This is a genomic window from Streptomyces sp. NRRL S-37, assembly GCF_000721605.1.
Lineage (GTDB): Bacteria > Actinomycetota > Actinomycetes > Streptomycetales > Streptomycetaceae > Streptomyces.
In genome coordinates this window covers 1-17,208 of record NZ_JOIZ01000022.1, presented here as the reverse complement: position 1 = coordinate 17,208, position 17,208 = coordinate 1, and the positions used below count along the sequence as shown (strand labels likewise).

Genomic DNA, 17,208 nt, shown 5'->3' with positions numbered 1-17,208 from the left:
CGGGTGTCCGGACTCACATGGCGACGGATCGCGGCGGCCGGACCGATCGTCCATGATGATCGGGTGCTCAGGTTCATGCCCGTAGGTGACTCGATGACGATCGGGAGCGCGGGCGAACACACCTGGCGCTACCGGCTGTGGCGGCACCTGTGCACGGCGTACGACGGCCCCTTCACGCTGGTCGGCCCGCGCGAGACGCTGCACGACCCGTCGGCGGACGCCCCCACCTCGTACGCGTACGCCGACCCCGGCTTCCCGCGCGCCCACCTGGCCGGCTGGGGCGAGGGCTGGCAGCACATGGCCCCGCTGATCGGCGGGGCCGTGCGCTCCTGCCGCGCGGACGTGCTGCTGGTGTCGCTGGGCCTGATCGACCTGGGCTTCTACACCAACGCCGAGCAGACGGCGGAGAACGTCCGCGCCTTCGTCGCCGGGGCGAGGGCCGCGAACCCGCGCGTCCGCGTGGCCGTCATGCCGGTGATCCGCAACATCCGGGTGGAGTCCGACCCGGCCTTCGCCGAACAGGTCGCCCACTTCAACGAACTCCTGGCGAAGACCGTCGCCGACCTGGACGAGCCGGACTCCTCCCTGCTGCTGGTCCTGCCGCCGGCGTCGTACGACTTCCGCACGGACACCTACGACGGCACGCACCCCAACGAGACCGGCGAGCACAGGATCGCGGGGGCGTTCGCGGAGGCGATGTGGCGGGGGTGGGGGCTGGGCGGGCCGTACGCGGGGGCGTAGCGGCCGGGAAGTTCTGGCATATGCGCCCGCCCCCGTGCCCTACTCACCGTGCGTATCGTTGTACCGCGCGGCCGCACTCGTCCGTGGGCGGCCGGGGAGGAGCGCCACGATGACCGTCCTTGAAGACAGGATCGCCATGGCCGACGTCAACACGCAGCGCTTGGACGAGTGGTTCGAGCGGCTGGAGCGGATGCCCGTCCCCGAAGGATTCAGGGTCGAGATCGTCGGGGGCAGCGTTTACATGACACCGCAGCGTGACACTCATTGGGGGATCATCCGTCGGATCGTGCGGGCCGTCGAGGACAGGTTCGGGATGGATGTCCAGGTGTTCTCGGACGTCCGCATCGACTTCCCTGGCCACGAGAACGGCCTCTGCCCCGACGTGGCCATGCTCCGGGATTCCGCCGAGAAGGACGACGAGGGCCACTGGCGGTACGAGGACGTCGAGTTCGTCTTCGAGGTCATCTCCGAGGGCACGGCCGCCAACGACTACGGCCCGAAGAAGGCCGCCTACGCGACCGCCGAAGTGCCCCTCTACGTCATCGTCGACCCCTACCGGGGCCGCTGCTACGTCTACACCGACCCGAAGAACGGCGACTACGTCACGAGGACGCGGGTGGACTTCGGCGACGACATCGATCTGACCGGCACCGTGGCCGACCTGACCGTGAGCACCCGCGCCTTCCCCCGGGACCCGTCCCCTCTTGCATAGAGCGCACTCCAGGCCGTTGGCTTGACGACCATGAAGTACACACAGCTCGGACGCACGGGACTCAAGGTCAGCCGGCTCGTCCTCGGGACGATGAACTTCGGCCCGCAGACCGACGAGGCCGACAGCCACGCCATCATGGACGCCGCGCTGGACGCGGGACTGAACTTCTTCGACACGGCCAACGTCTACGGCTGGGGCGAGAACAAGGGCCGGACCGAGAGCATCATCGGGAACTGGTTCGCGAAGGGCGGCGAGCGCCGCGACAAGGTGGTCCTCGCGACCAAGGTGTACGGCAACATGGGCGCCGACGGCGAGGCGTGGCCCAACCACGACAAGCTGTCCGCGGTGAACATCCGCCGGGCCGTCGACGCCAGCCTGAAGCGGCTCCGGACGGACTACATCGACGTCTACCAGTTCCACCACGTCGACCGGAACACCCCGTTCGAGGAGATCTGGCAGGCGATCGACGTCCTGGTCCAGCAGGGCAAGATCCTCTACGTCGGTTCCTCGAACTTCCCCGGTTACAAGATCGCCCAGGCCAACGAGATCGCCGCCCGGCGCGGCGGCACCATCGGCCTGGTCAGCGAGCAGTGCCTCTACAACCTCGCCGAGCGCCGCGCCGAGATGGAGGTCATCCCGGCCGCGCAGGAGTACGGGCTCGGGGTCATCCCGTGGTCGCCGCTGCACGGCGGTCTGCTGGGCGGTGTGCTCAAGAAGGAGGTCCAGGGCGGCCGGCGCGCCTCCGGGCGGGCCGCCGACACGCTGGCCGATCCGTCGTCCCGCGCGCAGATCCAGGCGTACGAGGACCTGCTCGACAAGCACGGCGTCGAGCCCGGCGAGGCCGCGCTGGCCTGGCTGCTCACCCGGCCCGGCGTGACCGGCCCGATCGTCGGCCCGCGCACGGCCGAGCAGCTCGCCTCCGCGCTGCGCGCGGTCGAGCTGGAGCTGAGCGAGGAGCTGCTGACCTCGCTGGACGAGATCTTCCCGGGTCCGGGTCCTTCGCCGGAGGCCTTCGCCTGGTAGGGCGCGTACGGGGCGGGCGGCGGCGCTGATCGTCCGGCGCCGCGTACAGCGGCCGGGCGGCGGCGCTAATTGCCCAGTGCCGCCGCCAGCGCCACCACGACGAACATCAGCACGAGTACACCGGCCATGATCCGGTTACGGGTCTTCGGGTCCACGCCGTCGAGCCTAACGGGCCGCGCCCAGTGCCCACCGGGCGACCGGCGTATAGCGGGGCTGCTCGCCCGGCACCCCGGACGTCGGCAGGTCGCTGCGCACCAGCACCGCCTCGTCCACGGTCCAGGTGCGGCTGCGGAACGCGTGCAGGGCCGCCACGTACGGCCGTACGTCGACGGCGTCCCGGCTGCGGGCCACCGTCAGATGGGCTTTGTAGCGCCGGTGCTCGTCCATCGGCACGCCCGCCTTCCGCGCCGACGCCTCGGCCCGCTCGGCCAGCAGCCGCATGGTGCGCAGGTCCCCCTCCGCCCCGGTCCACAGCACCCTGCCGTGCCCGAACTGCCCGCCACCGCACAGGGCCAGCTCGAAGGGGTCCGTCCGGGCCGCGGCCCGCTCCAGCCGCGCGGTCAGCTCCGGTACGAGCTCGTCGTCGACCTCGCCGTAGAACGCCAGCGTGAAGTGCCAGTCAGCGGCTCCGCCGCGGGACCGGTCAGCGGCTCCGCCGCGGGGCCGCCCGGCCCGCCCGGTCCACCGCAGCCCGTCCGCCCCGGGCAGCCTCCGCAACTCCGCGACCTCGGCGGCGAGCTCCTGGAGCACGTCCTCGGGCGGCAGTACGGCGGCGAAGAGTCTCATGGGGCCAGTCTGCCGTCAGACCGCCGGCGTCAGCGTCTCCTGAGGCTCCCGTGGCAGGAACCGCACCTGTGGGTGCCCCCGGTGCCAGCCCACCGACAGGCGCAGGCCGCCGACCCTGGCCAGGATCAGGCCGATGACGGCCGCCGCGGCCACCGCGACCGCGCCGCCGGCCGCGAAGCCGACGCGGGCGCCGTAGGTGTCGGTGACCCAGCCGACGATCGGGGCGCCGACCGGGGAGCCGCCGAGGAAGACCATCATGTAGAGGGCCATGACCCGGCCGCGCATCGCCGGGTCGGTGGCCATCTGGAGGCTGGTGTTGGTGGTGACGTTGACCGTCATCGAGAACAGGCCCAGCGGGACCATGATCAGGGCGAACATCCACAGTTCCGGCGACGCGGCGGCCAGGATCTCCAGCGTGCCGAAGGCCAGCGCGGCCAGGATCAGCAGCCGCAGCCGGGCCGTGCCGCGCCGGGCGGCGAGCAGGGCGCCGGAGACGGAGCCGACCGCCATCAGGGTGTTGAACATGCTGTAGACGCCCGCGCCCCCGTGGAAGACGTCGTCGGCGAAGGCCGAGAGGTAGACGGGGAAGTTGAAGGCGAAGGTGCCGATGAAGCCGACCAGGACGATCGGCCAGATCAGCTCGGGCCGCCCGGTGACGTAGCGCACGCCCTCCCGGAGCTGTCCCTTGCCGCGCGGGGCGCGCTCGACGGCGTGCAGCTCGCGGGCGCGCATCATCATCAGGCCGGCGAGCGGCGCGACGAAGGACAGGCCGTTGAGGAGGAACGCCCAGCCGGTGCCGACGCCGGTGATCAGCAGGCCCGCGACGGCGGGGCCGACCAGGCGGGCGGACTGGAAGTTCGCGGAGTTCAGGCTGACCGCGTTCTGGAGCTGGCCGGGGCCGACGAGCTCGGAGACGAAGGACTGGCGGGCCGGGTTGTCGACGACGGTCGCGAGACCGAGGGCGAAGGCGGCGACGTAGATGTGCCAGACCTCGACCCGTCCCGTCAGGGTGAGGGCGGCGAGCACGAGGGAGGTGAGGGCCATCGCGGTCTGCGTGACGAGCAGCGTGGGGCGCTTGCGCAGGCGGTCGACGAGGACACCGCCGTACAGGCCGAACAGCAGCATCGGCAGGAACTGCAGGGCCGTGGTGATGCCGACGGCGGCCGAGGAGCCGGTGAGGCTGAGGACCAGCCAGTCCTGGGCGATGCGCTGCATCCAGGTGCCGATGTTGGAGACGACCTGGCCGAGGAAGAACAGGCGGTAGTTCCTGACCCTCAGCGAGGCGAACATCGAGGTCCTGCGGGCGGGGGTGTCGGGGGCGGCCGGGGTGTCGTGGGGGTCAGGTGCGGGGGCGGAAGCTGCTCCGGATCCCGTACTCAAAAGGGTTCGCCTCCTTGCTGCTGTACTGCGTGCTCAGACGTGCGCCAGTTTCTCCAGCACGGGGGCGGCGGCGCGCAGTGTCGCCCACTCGTCGTCGTCGAGTTCCTCGACCAGCGCGGCCAGGAACGCGTTCCGCTTGCGGCGGCTCTCCTCGAGCATCGCCTCGGCCCGCTCGGTCTGCGTGACGACCTTCTGGCGCCGGTCGTCGGGGTGCGGCTCCAGGCGGACCAGTCCCTTGGCCTCCAGCAGGGCCACGATGCGGGTCATCGACGGCGGCTGGACGTGCTCCTTGCGGGCGAGCTCGCCCGGGGTGGCCCGGCCGCAGCGGGCCAGGGTGCCCAGCACCGACATCTCGGTGGGGCTGAGGGACTCGTCGACGCGCTGGTGCTTGAGCCGACGGGACAGCCGCATCACGGCGGATCGGAGGGCGTTCACGGCGGCTGCGTCGTCGCCATGGCTGAAGTCCGGCATGTTCTTTAGCATAACTCATTACTCTCGCTAAGGACCACTCGGGGGGCACGCGCACGCCCGTGACCCCGGCCACTGTCACGCCGCATCACCCATACGAGTGATCTATCCGCGAATCGTGGCGCGGCGCACCGTGGTGTGCAGGGACCCTCATGCGCATGGGGACCGACGTGCTCAGCCTGCGTATCGACCACGACCTGCTCGAACGGCTCCGGGAGCATGCCGCCAAACGCGGCATGAGCGTCCAGGACTATGTCGTCCGGACGCTCATGCGCGATGACTTCGACCAGCGGTTCCAGACCGCCGTCGAGGAGACGGAGAGGTTCTACGGGGTCACGTGAGCCCCCGCGTGCACGGTCAGGTCAGACCCAGCGCCGGCATCAGGTAGTAGAAGGCGAAGACCGCCGACACCACGTACATCGCCGCCGGGATCTCCCGGCCGCGCCCGGCCGCCAGGCGCAGCACCACGAAGGTGATGAAGCCCATGCCGATGCCGTTGGTGATCGAGTAGGTGAACGGCATCATCACCATCGTCACGAAGGCCGGGATGGCGATCGTGTGGTCCGCCCAGTCGATCTCCTTGACCGAACCGGCCAGGATCAGGAAGCCCACCGCGACCAGCGCCGGGGTGGCCGCCTGGGACGGGACCATCGTGGCGATGGGCGTGAGGAACAGCGCCACCGCGAACAGGGAGCCGGTGACGACGTTGGCGAAGCCGGTGCGCGCGCCCTCACCGACGCCGGCCGTGGACTCCACGAAGGCGGTGGTGGCCGAGGCGGAGGCGGCACCGCCCGCGGCGACCCCGACGCCGTCGAGGAACAGGACCTTGTTGACGCCGGGCATCTGGCCCTGGGCGTCGGTCAGCCTGGCCTCGTCCGAGACGCCCATGATCGTGCCCATCGCGTCGAAGAAGCTCGACAGCAGCACGGTGAAGACGAACAGGATGCCGGTCAGCACGCCGACCTTCTCGAAGCCGCCGAACAGGCTGACCTGGCCGATCAGACCGAAGTCGGGGGTGGCGACCGGGTTGCCGGGCCACTCGGGGGTCGTCAGGCCCCAGGTGGGAATGTCAGCCACGGCGTTGATGACCAGCGCGAGGACCGTCATCGCGACGATCGAGATGAGGATCGCGCCGGGCACCTTGCGCGCGATCAGCACCAGCGTGAGCAGCGCGCCGAGGACGAAGACGAGGACCGGCCAGCCGGTGAGGTGACCGGTGCCGCCGAGCTGGAGCGGGACGGTGGTGTGGGCGGCGTCCGGGATGCGGGAGACGAACCCGGCGTCGACCAGGCCGATCAGCATGATGAACAGGCCGATGCCGATGGCGATGGCCTTGCGCAGACCGTAGGGGACGGCGTTCATCACGCGCTCGCGCAGACCGGTGGCGACCAGCAGCATCACGATGAAACCGGCCAGTACCACCATGCCCATGGCGTCCGGCCACGACATGCGCGGCGCGAGCTGGAGCGCGACGACCGAGTTGATGCCCAGACCCGCGGCCAGCGCGATCGGGACGTTGCCGATGACGCCCATGAGCAGCGTGGTGAACGCGGCGGTCAGGGCGGTCGCGGTGACGAGCTGGCCGTTGTCGAGCTGGTGGCCGTACATGTCCTTCGCGCTGCCCAGGATGATCGGGTTCAGCACGATGATGTACGCCATCGCGAAGAAGGTGGCGAAACCGCCGCGGACCTCACGGGACAGGGTGCTGCCGCGCTCGGAGATCCGGAAGTAGCGGTCGAGGGCGCCGGACGCGGCACCGGACCCCGGCTGCTCGGGGGTGGGGGCCTTGGTCGTGGCCGACGGGGACATGCGGAGACCTCATCACCGGCGGGCGCCCCCCGAAGCCCTTTGGTGTTTTCTACGAATGAAAGTGGTCAGAGACAAACGGATTCAGTATGAAGATATAACGCCGCCCGCGCTATCTCCGCGCGTAGAACCGTGTGGCCCCGTGCGGTCCCCGTCACGTGCCGGGCCTCGTAAGCTTGTCCGCATGGCGAAGTGGACCCCCAAGCACGAGGCGCCGGAGCCCCTGGAGGGCCCCGTGGTCGCCACCATCATCGGCGGCACGATCGTCTGGTTCGCCCTGTTCCTGGTCCAGCTGCCGTTCTACGGCTGGTTCGACGACCACGGTCACACCTGGTGGCTGTGGACCTGCCTGGCCGGCGGCGGGCTCGGTTTCATCGGCATCTGGTACGTCCGCAGGCGCGACGCCGCGATCAAGCGGGCGCGGGCCGCCGGGACGCCGGAGCCGGACCGCTCCCCCGCCCCGTCGGCCGACTGAACCCGTCCGGCCTCCGCGCCACCGCCGTACGGCCGAACCCTGCCGGTTCCGACGCCACCGCCGTACGACCACGGCATTACGGCCCTCCTCCCCCGGTCGGATCTTCCGCCGATCGGGTGGGTGAACCCCCGGATCCGCACGTACCGTCGAATGCATGACGCATCTCGAGGCGGGCGACCGGATCGATGCCGAACACCCCGCCGGGGTCACCTCGCCGGTGACCGGGCTGACGGCCGCGGAAGTGGCCGAACGGGTGGCGCGCGGGCAGGTCAACGACGTCCCGGTGCGCAGCAGCCGGTCCCTCGGTGAGATCGTCCGCGCGAACGTCTTCACCCGGTTCAACGCGATCATCGGCGTGCTCTGGCTGATCATGCTGGTGGTCGCGCCCATCCAGGACAGCCTGTTCGGCTTCGTGATCCTCGCCAACACCGGCATCGGCATCGTCCAGGAGTGGCGGGCGAAGAAGACCCTCGACTCGCTCGCGGTGATCGGCGAGGTACGGCCCACGGTGCGCCGGGACGGGACGGCCACGGAGGTCGGTACCTCCGAGATCGTGCTGGACGACCTGATCGAGATCGGGCCGGGGGACAAGGTCGTCGTCGACGGGGTGTGCGCCGAGGCGGACGGCCTGGAGATCGACGAGTCGCTGCTCACCGGTGAGGCCGACCCCGTGGTGAAGCGGCCCGGGGACCAGGTCATGTCCGGCAGTTTCGTCGTCGCGGGCGGCGGCTCCTTCCAGGCGACCCGGGTGGGACGCGAGGCGTACGCGGCGCAGCTCGCCGAGGAGGCGTCCCGGTTCACCCTGGTCCACTCCGAGCTGCGCTCGGGCATCTCCACGATCCTCAAGTACGTGACGTGGATGATGGTCCCGACCGCGATCGGCCTGATCGTCAGCCAGCTCGTGGTCAAGGACAACGAGCTGAAGGACTCGGTCGCCCGCACGGTCGGCGGGATCGTGCCGATGGTCCCCGAGGGGCTGGTGCTGCTCACCTCCGTCGCCTTCGCGATCGGGGTGATCCGGCTGGGGCGCAAGCAGTGCCTGGTGCAGGAGCTGCCGGCGATCGAGGGGCTGGCCCGCGTCGACACGGTCTGCCTGGACAAGACGGGCACGCTCACCGAGGGCGGCATGGACGTCACCGAGCTGCGGGTACTGGGGGACGGTGACGAGACGTACCTGCGCAAGGTGCTGGGCGAACTCGGCTCGGCGGACCCCCGCCCGAACGCCTCCCTGCAGGCGATCATCGACGCGTACCCGGACACCACCGGGTGGCGCCTCACCGACACGCTGCCCTTCTCCTCCGCCCGCAAGTACAGCGGCGCGACGTTCGAGGAGAACGCGGACGGCGGGGCCGTGACCTGGCTGCTGGGGGCGCCCGACGTACTGCTGGGCCCCGACGACCCGGCGCTGGCCGAGACCGGACGGATGAACGAACAGGGGCTGCGGGTGCTGCTGCTCGCCCGGGCCCGCGACGGTGTGGACGTCGACGACCCCGGTGCCGCCGAGGGCGTACGGCCGGCCGCGCTGGTGGTGCTGGAGCAGCGGCTGCGCCCCGACGCGGCCGACACCCTGCGCTACTTCGCCGAGCAGGACGTCCGGGCCAAGGTCATCTCCGGGGACAACGCGGTGTCGGTCGGGGCGGTCGCGTCCAAGCTGGGCCTGTCGGGGACGGCGGTGGACGCGCGCCGGCTGCCCGCCGACCCGGACGGCATGGCGAAGGCGCTGGACGACGGCACGGTGTTCGGACGGGTCACCCCGCAGCAGAAGCGGAACATGGTGGGCGCGCTCCAGTCGAACGGCCACACGGTCGCGATGACCGGGGACGGCGTGAACGACGTACTCGCGCTGAAGGACGCGGACATCGGCGTGGCGATGGGATCCGGTTCGGAGGCCACCCGGGCGGTCGCGCAGATCGTGCTGCTGAACAACAGCTTCGCCACGCTGCCGTCGGTGGTGGCGGAGGGGCGCCGGGTGATCGGCAACATCACCCGGGTCGCCACGCTGTTCCTGGTGAAGACGGTGTACTCGGTGCTGCTGGCGGTGCTGGTGGTGATCTCGCAGGTGGAGTACCCGTTCCTGCCGCGCCATCTGACCCTGCTGTCGACGCTGACCATCGGCGTCCCGGCGTTCTTCCTGGCCCTCGCCCCCAACAGGGAGCGGGCGCGGCCGAACTTCGTACGGCGGGTCATGCGGTACGCGGTCCCGGGCGGGGTGCTGGCCGCGCTGGCGACGTTCGCGTCGTATCTGGTCGCGCGGGAGCACTACACCGGTGCGGGTGCGCTGGAGGCGGAGACGAGCGCGGCGACGCTGACGCTGTTCCTGATCTCGGTCTGGGTCCTGGCGATCATCGCCCGCCCGTACACGTGGTGGCGGATCGGACTGGTGGCGGCGATGGGCGGGGCGTTCCTGGTGGTGCTGGTGGTGCCGTGGCTGCAGGAGTTCTTCGCGCTGAGGCTGGTCGGCACGGTGATGCCCTGGGCCGCGGTCGGCATCGCGGCGGTGGCGGCGGCCGCCCTGGAACTCCTGTGGAGACTGGTCGACCGCCGCTTTCCCGCCGGGTAGGCCCCGGGGGTTACTGCACGCCGATGTAGTCACCGGTGGCGGTGGCCTTGCCGCCGGTCGGGGAGCCGTTGAAGACGAAGCGGTAGTGGCCGCTGGCGCTCGCCTTGACGGTCGTCTTCAGGGCGCCGGTGGAGGTGGACTTGATCCCCTTGACGCTGCCGTAGGTGCTGGAGCCCTTCGCGCGGTACTGGAGGCCCACGGACTGGCTGCCGTAGCCGACGTACTTGTTGGTGTCCCAGTCGGCGCGGGTCAGCTTGCCGGTGATGGTGATGGTCGCGCCCTTCTTCACCGGCTCCGGAGCGGCGTCGACGGTCACCTTGGAGGTGCGCAGAACCTTGCGGGTGCCCACGTTCTCCAGGGTCACCTCGTCGTCCTCGGTGACCACGACGACGCCGACGCGCCAGGTACCGGCGTCCTCGTTGAGCAGTTCCTCCGGCAGGAAGGTGACGGTGGTCGAGCACTTCAGGGCGGTCGAGGAGACCTCGGTGCAGGCGGCCGCGTCGTCGGAGGCGAAGCCCCAGGTCGCGTCGTCGATCGAGGTGCCGTGGTAGATCACCGCGGCGGTGCCGTAAGCACCCAGGTCGCCGGTGTGGTTCAGGGTGTACGTGAGCGGCACGGTATAGGTGCCGGTCGTACCGACGACGACGTCCTTGTTGTTGTTGACCGACACGCCGGAGACGGTGACGTCGAGCGCGGCGGCGGCCTCCACGGAGGCGCCGCTGCGGGCGGCGGGCGCGGGCGCGTCGGCCTTGAGGTCGGCCTTGAGGTCGGCGGTGGTGTCGCTGACGGTCGCCCCGAAGGACGGCCGGGCGTCGTCGGCGGCCTGTGCGACGGCCGGCACGGCGAGGGCGGAGAGAGCCAGGGCGCCGGTGACGGCAGCCACGGTGGCATGTATGCGCATGTGTTGGATCCCCCACAGGGTGACAGTGGAGTCTGGTGACTCACATGATCCGATCCGTGGCAGGAGTGACTGGTTGTACGCCGTACGAAGGCTTGGTGGAAACGGCACCGGCAGTTCACCCTGATGCCCAGGAGGTGAACTGCCGGTATCGGAGGTCGGGTTACTTCACATCGATGAAGTCACCCGCGGCGTTGACCGCCGGGGTGGTCGAGGTGCCCGCGAAGGAGTAGCGGTAGTAGCCGTCGGCGGAGGCCTTGACGGTGGTCTTCAGCTCGCCCTTGGAGTTGGTCTTGACGGTCTTGACCGTGGTGTAGGTGCTGGAGCTCTTCTTGCGGAACTGCAGCTTCACCGACTGGCCGGTGTAGCCGGCGTACTTGCCGGTCTCCCAGTTGGCGCGGGACAGCTTGCCCGTGACGGTGATCGTCTTGCCCTTCTTCACCGGCTCGGGGGAGGCGTTGACGGTGAGCTGGGAGGCGCGCTGGACCTGGAAGCTCTTGACGTTGTCCTTCTGTGTCAAGTTGTCGTCCTTGGCCACGGCGACGGCCCACACCTTCCAGGTGCCGGCGGACGCGTTGACGATGTCGTAAGCCGGCTTCAGGGTGTAGGTGGAGGTGCAGTTCGACTTCGTGGCGTTGACCTTGGTGCACTTGGCCTCGCCGTCGTTGCCGTCGGCGATGGCCCCGGCGTCGGACTTCTCGATGGTCGAGCCGTGGAACAGGATGGCCTGTGCCCAGGCGAGGCCGGAGTTGTCGGTGACGGTGAAGGTGACGGTGACCTTCTTGGCGGCGGTGGCGCCGACGACGACGGACTTGCCGCCGTTGACCACCACGTTGGAGATCTTCGTGTCGCCCACGGATTCGTCGGCGTGGGCGGCCGGGACGGCGAGGGCGGAGAGGGCCAGGGCGCCGGAGACGGCGGCCACGGTGGCGCGTATACGCATGTGTTCCCCATGGTGGAGAGGGGGCCCCGGCTCTGGTCGTTTCGTACGGCTCGTCGTCGGCCGGGGCCCGAATGATCAGGGAGTCTGTTGACTCGCATGATCAGATGCACCGTTCCGTCACATGGTTGTACGGGAAGTGGAAAATTCGTGCGTGATTTCCCTGGCTCAGTCGAACCAGCGGTCCCGCGCCAGTTCCTCCGTCCGGGACGGGTCCTCCAGCAGTGCCGCCACCTCGAAGCGCCGGGGCCACTGGCCCGCCGCCCAGGCGAGGCCCGCGGCCACGCCCTCCAGGGTCGCCGCGTGCAGGACGCCGTCGTCCGTCAGCCGCCAGTCGATCTCCACGCCGTCGACGACCAGTTCCTCGTGCTCGACGTACGAGGCCGGGGTGCGCGGCCCCAGCAGCACCCGTACCGGCTCCGGTACGTCGTGCTCCGTGCCCTCGGAGTCCACCTCCCCGGTGACGGACTCGCTCAGCCGCCGCACCTGGAACAGCTCCGCCAGTTCGGCGGCCCGCGCCGGCCGTACGGGCAGCAGCGGCATCCCCGACGTGAACGGCAGCAGGTCGGGTGAGTCGACGACCACCGCGTCCGCGGCGTCCACCACCTCCACCCGGCCGTCGACCACGGCCCGCAGATCGTCCGGCAGGGTCACCTGCTCGGGGTCCAGCTCGGCCAGCGCGCCGTAGAGCGCGTGCAGCTGGGCCGCCGTGACCGGCCGGCCGGGGTCGGCGAGCCGGTCCAGCAGTTCGGCGGCGCCTCCCGGCTCGTCGAGCAGCGCGGCCACCGAGGTCCGTACGCCCAGCGCCCGCAGTACCTGCTCGTCCTCGAACCCGGTCGCGTCGGCCTCGTCGTACAGGCCGCGCAGCAGCGGGTCGCCGCCGGCCGCGCGCAGTCCGGCGGGGCGTCGCCCGCCGATCACCGGGTGTCCGCGCAGCCACCACGCGGTGTACGGCCGTACGACCTCGTGGGTGCCGTCGTGCAGCAGGATCCGCACGGGCTGGACGAGCGCGTCGCGCAGCGGGGGGCGGGAGAGCAGGGCGAGGGCCTGGGGCCAGCGGTCGTCGTCGACGAGGTCGAGGTCGCGCACGGCGACGATCTCGGTGGCGACGGGCGGGACGGGGCTGTCCGGGAAGCGGTCGAGGACGTCCTCGCTCCACACGTCCACGGCGTCGAGCAGGCCCGCGTCGTCGGGCTCGGCGAAGTCGCCTTCGCGCGGTTCCAGTTCGTCCGGGTCGAGGACGACGTCGGTGGCGCGGATCAGCGCGAAGCCGACCAGCACCCCGCAGGCGGCGAGCGGCTGTTCACCCCACCGCTCGGCCAGTTCGGCGTCCACGGAGGCGAGTTCGCCCTCCCGCATGACCTGGGCGAACGGCCCGCCGGGGAAGACCAGCTCGCAGGCCGGGGAGAGTTCGCCGTCCTCGTCGGGGAGGGCGAGGGCACCCAGCCACGGCTCGTCACCGGGTTCGAGGGCGGCGTCGCGTACGAGACCCAGCACGGTGTCGGCGAGTTCCTCGGCGTCCGGGGTGTCCTCCTCCCAGTTCACCGGGCCCTCGTCGTCCAGGGACGCGGCGACGGCGGCCCGCACCTGCGGGGTGGTGAGGACGGCGCGCGGGGTGGCGGGGAGCGCGCCGAGCTTCTCCAGGAGGGGGTGGGCGGCGTCCGGGTGGGCGACCTTGAGGCCGAGCCGGGCCAGCACCTCGGGGTCGGTCCGGGTGGCCTCCGCGCCGGGCAGCAGCACCTGCCGGGGGCCGATGGTGGTGCGTCCGTCGGCCAGCGGCACCGGCAGTCCGGACAGCCGGTCGGGGTCGACCCCGGCGAGGCTGTCGTACAGCCGCCGCCACCAGTCGGGGGACTTCTCCAGACCGGCCAGCCGGTCGACCGCGTCGGTGAGCGGGACGCGGGCCACGCCCAGCGTGCGCAGCTCCGCACGGCGTTCGAGACCGGCGGGCAGCAGGGTGGGGAGGACTTCGGCCAGTACCCGTACGGTGTCGGCGCCCGCGCCCTCGACGACCTCGGCGTCGCGGGGCCGCAGGGACTGCGGCAGTTCGGAGTCGTCGTCCTGCCCGCGCGGCCCGGCGGCCGGCGGCAGGAAGGACGTGCGGGGCAGCCGTTCGAGGACCGCCCGGCGCAGGGCGCCGTCCAGTTCGCCCTTGCCGAGCGGGCCCGGCACGAGGTCGATGATCCCGGCGGTCACCGGGCGCCAGTCGGCGAGGAGTCCGGCGTAGGCGTCGGCGGCGCGCTGCACGAGGAAGTCGGTGAGCGGGCCGGGGGCGGCGTGCCGGCGGGTGGAGTCCAGCGGGAAGGAGGCGATGAGCAGGGCGGGCACGCCGAGCGGCTCGTCGCTGGGGGTGGGCGCGTGCACGACGGGACTGGTGCGGGGCCGGGCGGGGCCGCCGTCGGCGTCCACGGGGACGGCCCAGGTGACCGACCAGTGGGGGCGCAGCCGCTCCTCGACGGGCCGGTCGGCGAGGAGTTCGGGGGTGAGCGGGCCGTGTGCGGCGGCGGTGCGCCAGCGGGTGGTGCCCTCCCGGCTGTCCTCGACGACGGTGAGGCCGTCCTCGTCGCGGCGGCTCACGGTCCGGGGTTCCTCGTCCCCGATCTCGACGACCACCTCCTCCAGGCCGGGCAGGGCGAGCAGCAGGGCGTCGTCGACGGCGTTCAGCAGCCGCTCGGTGAGGCCGGTGGCGGCGGTGTCGCGCAGGGGGAGGATGACGGCGGTGTCGTACGGGCCGGGCGCGGTGCCCTCGGCGGCGAACGGGAGCCGGAGCAGGGGGACGTGCCCGTCACGCCGCCGGATCTCGTCCCCGAGCCCGGGGCTGTGCCGGGCGGTGTCGCCCGCGAGTTCCCGTGCCTCGGCCAGCGACCAGCGGACCCCGCCGTGCCGTCCGACGACGGCGGGCTCGTCGGTGACGGCGAGGACGGCTGCGAAGCCGACACCGAAGCGTCCCACGGACCGGTCCGGCGCGTCCCGCTTGGCGGAGGCGCGCAGGGTGGACAGCGACTCGACACCGGCCGCGTCCAGCGGGGCCCCGGTGTTGGCGGCGACGAGGACCCCGTCGCGCAGGGTGAGCCGCAGCCGTCCCGGTACGCCGGCGCGGGCGGCGGCGTCGGCGGCGTTCTGGGCGAGTTCGACGACGAGGCGGTCCCGGTAGCCGCCGAGGACGAGGTCCTCCTCGGCGTTGGCGTCCTCACGGAAGCGGGCGGGGCTGGTGACCCAGGCGTCCAGGACCCCGCGCCGCAGACGTGCCGTACCGAACGGATCGGCACCCTCGGCGGCGGGCCGCACGAACTTGCTCACGTTCATCTCTCCTCATCGGCCCCACATCGGCGCATCGGCGCATCGGCGTGAGGTCGAAGGTACCGCCCCGCGCCGTTGCGGCGACGCGGTGTCCACGTCCCGCCGCCCCCTGTGGATGATTCAGGGTTGTGCTGCTCGAATCGCTGTCCGTCGCCGCGCTGGCCGTGGTGCTGGTGTGTGCCGTCGTCCGTCCCTTCCGCTGGCCGGAGGCGGTGTTCGCGGTGCCCGCCGCCGGTGTCGTGATCGCGACCGGCGCGATCCCGTTGGACGCGGTGCGGGAGGAGGCCGTCCGGCTCGGGCCGGTGCTCGGTTTCCTCGCCGCCGTGCTGGTGCTCGCCAGGCTCTGTGCCGACGAGGGTCTCTTCCACGCCTGCGGGAGCTGGATGGCCCACTGGTCGCGTCACCGGCCGCGCAGGCTGCTGGGCGCGGTCTTCGCCCTCGCCTCGCTGATCACCGCCGTGCTCAGTCTGGACGCCACCGTGGTGCTGCTGACGCCGGTGGTGTTCGCCACCGCCACCCGCATGGGTGCCCGTCCGGCTCCCCACGTCTACGCGGGCGCGCACCTGTCGAACACGGCGTCGCTGCTGCTGCCGGTGTCGAACCTGACGAACCTGCTCGCGTTCACCGCCACGGGGCTGGGCTTCACCCGTTTCGCGTTGCTGATGACCCTGCCGTGGCTGGCGGCGATCGCCGTGGAGTACGCCGTCTTCCGCCGCTTCTTCGCCGCCGACCTGGATGCGGTGCCCACCGCTCCGGAGGTGCCGGAGGAGCCGGTGCGGCCGCCGCTCTTCGCCCTGGTGACGGTGGCCGCCACGCTCGCCGGGTTCGCCGGGGCGTCCGCGCTCGGCGTCGACCCGGCGTGGGCGGCGGCGGCCGGCGCGACGGTGCTGGCCGTGCGGGCCCTGTCGCGCCGCCGCACCACCCCGGTGGTGCTCCTCCGCTCGGCCGACCTGCCGTTCCTCGCGTTCGTCCTCGCCCTCGGCGTGGTCGTACGGGCGGTCCTGGACCACGGCCTGGGCGACGCGCTCGGCGCGGTCCTCCCCGACGGCACGTCACTGCCGTCCCTGCTGGCCGTCGCGGGTGTGGCGGCGCTGCTCGCCAACCTGATCAACAACCTGCCGGCGGTCCTCGCCCTCGTCCCCCTGGCCGCGCCGTCCGGCCCCGGCGCGGTCCTCGCGGTCCTGCTGGGCGTCAACATCGGCCCGAACCTCACCTACGCGGGTTCCCTGGCCACCCTCCTGTGGCGCCGCATCGCCCACCACCACGCCCATGAGGTCAGCCTCAGGCGCTTCACGCTGCTGGGCCTGGCCACCGTCCCGGCGGCGCTGGTGGCGTCGACGGTGGCGCTGTGGGTGTCGCTGGAGCTGCTGGGCGGGTGAAGGGGACGGAGATCCCGGAGACCCACACCACATTCAGGCGGGTCCCGGATCGGGCTCCGGGTGACAAGCGGCACAGGCGTTCCATCCGGTACTACCCGGGATAGTGGAGAAATGGTTGAACCCAAAAGGGACATTTAGGGCTCAAGGTCGGTCGATCGGCTTGAAATGGGGGGTTTCGCCCCGTACGGACCCACTGGTCAAGAGACGTGCGTCTCACGCCCGAAGTACGGCCTTTCGTCGTAGGTCACACCTTTGCGGCTTCTGTCCGGTCCCGGTTACCAAGGAACAGCCAGCGCGGCACGGACCCGTTCCGCCGCCGGCTTCCCTGTCCCCTCACCCATGAGGTCTCCATGCTCCAGCGCGTCACGTCCCGTCTCCCCCGTACGTCCCTGAACCAGACCCGCGCCGCCGTCCTGGCCGCCGGTATGGGCGCCACGGTCGTCCTGGGAGTCGGGGCCGCGGTCGCCGCCGAGAACACGGCCGCGCCCGGCGCCGCCACCACTACCCAGGCGCAGGCCGCCGCGAAGTCGACGGCTTCCTGGACCTCCCCGGTCAAGAGCTACCAGCTGTCCGCGAGCTTCGCCCAGAACGGCGGCATGTGGGCGCACAAGCACAGCGGCCAGGACTACGCCGTCCCGACTGGCACCACCGTGATGGCCGCGCACGGCGGCACCGTCGTCAAGGCCGGCCCCAACGGCGCCGGCGACGGCCCCGCGTACGGCAACGCCATCGTCATCAAG

At 71.5% G+C, this 17,208-nt stretch carries 15 protein-coding genes; 8 read left to right on the top strand and 7 right to left on the bottom strand.

What is annotated here, in order from left to right; all coding sequences use genetic code 11:
• Window positions 1-63: 63 nt before the first annotated feature.
• The 3 genes from IH50_RS0129665 to IH50_RS0129655 all read left to right on the top strand — a co-directional run bounded on the left by IH50_RS0129665 (window position 64) and on the right by IH50_RS0129655 (window position 2,476).
• Window positions 64-741 carry a GDSL-type esterase/lipase family protein gene (locus IH50_RS0129665; protein ID WP_030868986.1) on the top strand — a complete coding sequence of 226 codons (678 nt, stop codon included), beginning with the start codon at window positions 64-66 and terminating at the stop codon, window positions 739-741.
• Window positions 742-850: 109 nt separating this feature from the next.
• Window positions 851-1,453 (top strand): Uma2 family endonuclease, encoded by a 603-nt coding sequence (locus IH50_RS0129660; RefSeq protein WP_030868985.1) that lies wholly within the window; start codon window positions 851-853, stop codon window positions 1,451-1,453.
• A gap of 30 nt (window positions 1,454-1,483) precedes the next feature.
• Window positions 1,484-2,476: an aldo/keto reductase gene (locus tag IH50_RS0129655; RefSeq protein ID WP_030868983.1), complete on the top strand. Its 993-nt coding sequence runs from the start codon at window positions 1,484-1,486 to the stop codon at window positions 2,474-2,476.
• 165 nt (window positions 2,477-2,641) lie between these two features.
• Here the strand turns inward: IH50_RS0129655 and thpR are convergent, their stop codons facing one another.
• From thpR to IH50_RS0129635, 3 genes are read right to left on the bottom strand one after another with little or no spacing between them, the layout of a single operon-like run.
• Window positions 2,642-3,262, bottom strand: coding sequence for an RNA 2',3'-cyclic phosphodiesterase (gene thpR, locus IH50_RS0129645; RefSeq protein WP_030868981.1), 621 nt, complete (start codon window positions 3,260-3,262; stop codon window positions 2,642-2,644).
• A 15-nt stretch (window positions 3,263-3,277) separates the two neighbouring features.
• Window positions 3,278-4,642, bottom strand: a complete 1,365-nt coding sequence (locus IH50_RS0129640) for an MFS transporter (RefSeq protein WP_030868979.1) — start codon at window positions 4,640-4,642, stop codon at window positions 3,278-3,280.
• A 33-nt stretch (window positions 4,643-4,675) separates the two neighbouring features.
• A complete protein-coding gene (locus IH50_RS0129635; protein ID WP_030868977.1) occupies window positions 4,676-5,113 on the bottom strand; it encodes a MarR family winged helix-turn-helix transcriptional regulator in 438 nt (145 codons plus the stop codon).
• Window positions 5,114-5,268: 155 nt separating this feature from the next.
• On the opposite strand from IH50_RS0129635, the gene IH50_RS0129630 reads away from it, so the two are divergent.
• Complete coding sequence (locus IH50_RS0129630) at window positions 5,269-5,451, top strand: ribbon-helix-helix protein, CopG family (RefSeq protein WP_037873132.1); 183 nt, start codon at window positions 5,269-5,271, stop codon at window positions 5,449-5,451.
• 16 nt (window positions 5,452-5,467) lie between these two features.
• On the opposite strand, the gene IH50_RS0129625 is transcribed toward IH50_RS0129630, so the two are convergent.
• Window positions 5,468-6,919, bottom strand: coding sequence for an NCS2 family permease (locus tag IH50_RS0129625; RefSeq protein ID WP_030868972.1), 1,452 nt, complete (start codon window positions 6,917-6,919; stop codon window positions 5,468-5,470).
• A gap of 181 nt (window positions 6,920-7,100) precedes the next feature.
• Between IH50_RS0129625 and IH50_RS0129620 the strand changes: the two genes are divergently transcribed.
• The gene (locus tag IH50_RS0129620; protein WP_030868969.1) at window positions 7,101-7,391 is read left to right on the top strand and encodes a DUF2530 domain-containing protein; all 291 of its coding nucleotides are present in this window, start codon (window positions 7,101-7,103) and stop codon (window positions 7,389-7,391) included.
• Window positions 7,392-7,545: 154 nt separating this feature from the next.
• The gene (locus IH50_RS0129615) at window positions 7,546-9,951 is read left to right on the top strand and encodes an HAD-IC family P-type ATPase (RefSeq protein WP_030868966.1); all 2,406 of its coding nucleotides are present in this window, start codon (window positions 7,546-7,548) and stop codon (window positions 9,949-9,951) included.
• A gap of 10 nt (window positions 9,952-9,961) precedes the next feature.
• Here the strand turns inward: IH50_RS0129615 and IH50_RS0129610 are convergent, their stop codons facing one another.
• From IH50_RS0129610 to IH50_RS0129600, 3 genes are all read right to left on the bottom strand, one after another.
• The gene (locus IH50_RS0129610; RefSeq protein WP_030868963.1) at window positions 9,962-10,852 is read right to left on the bottom strand and encodes a hypothetical protein; all 891 of its coding nucleotides are present in this window, start codon (window positions 10,850-10,852) and stop codon (window positions 9,962-9,964) included.
• 160 nt (window positions 10,853-11,012) lie between these two features.
• Window positions 11,013-11,792 (bottom strand): DUF5707 domain-containing protein, encoded by a 780-nt coding sequence (locus tag IH50_RS0129605; protein WP_030868961.1) that lies wholly within the window; start codon window positions 11,790-11,792, stop codon window positions 11,013-11,015.
• A 165-nt stretch (window positions 11,793-11,957) separates the two neighbouring features.
• Entirely contained in the window at window positions 11,958-15,089 is a 3,132-nt protein-coding gene (locus IH50_RS0129600) for a sacsin N-terminal ATP-binding-like domain-containing protein (protein WP_030868959.1), read from the bottom strand.
• A 128-nt stretch (window positions 15,090-15,217) separates the two neighbouring features.
• On the opposite strand from IH50_RS0129600, the gene IH50_RS0129595 reads away from it, so the two are divergent.
• Window positions 15,218-16,468, top strand: a complete 1,251-nt coding sequence (locus tag IH50_RS0129595) for an arsenic transporter (RefSeq protein WP_030868957.1) — start codon at window positions 15,218-15,220, stop codon at window positions 16,466-16,468.
• Between the two features lie 350 nt (window positions 16,469-16,818).
• Window positions 16,819-17,208, top strand: a 390-nt coding sequence (locus IH50_RS0129590) for a M23 family metallopeptidase (RefSeq protein ID WP_030869255.1), incomplete at its 3' end; no start/stop codon positions are given.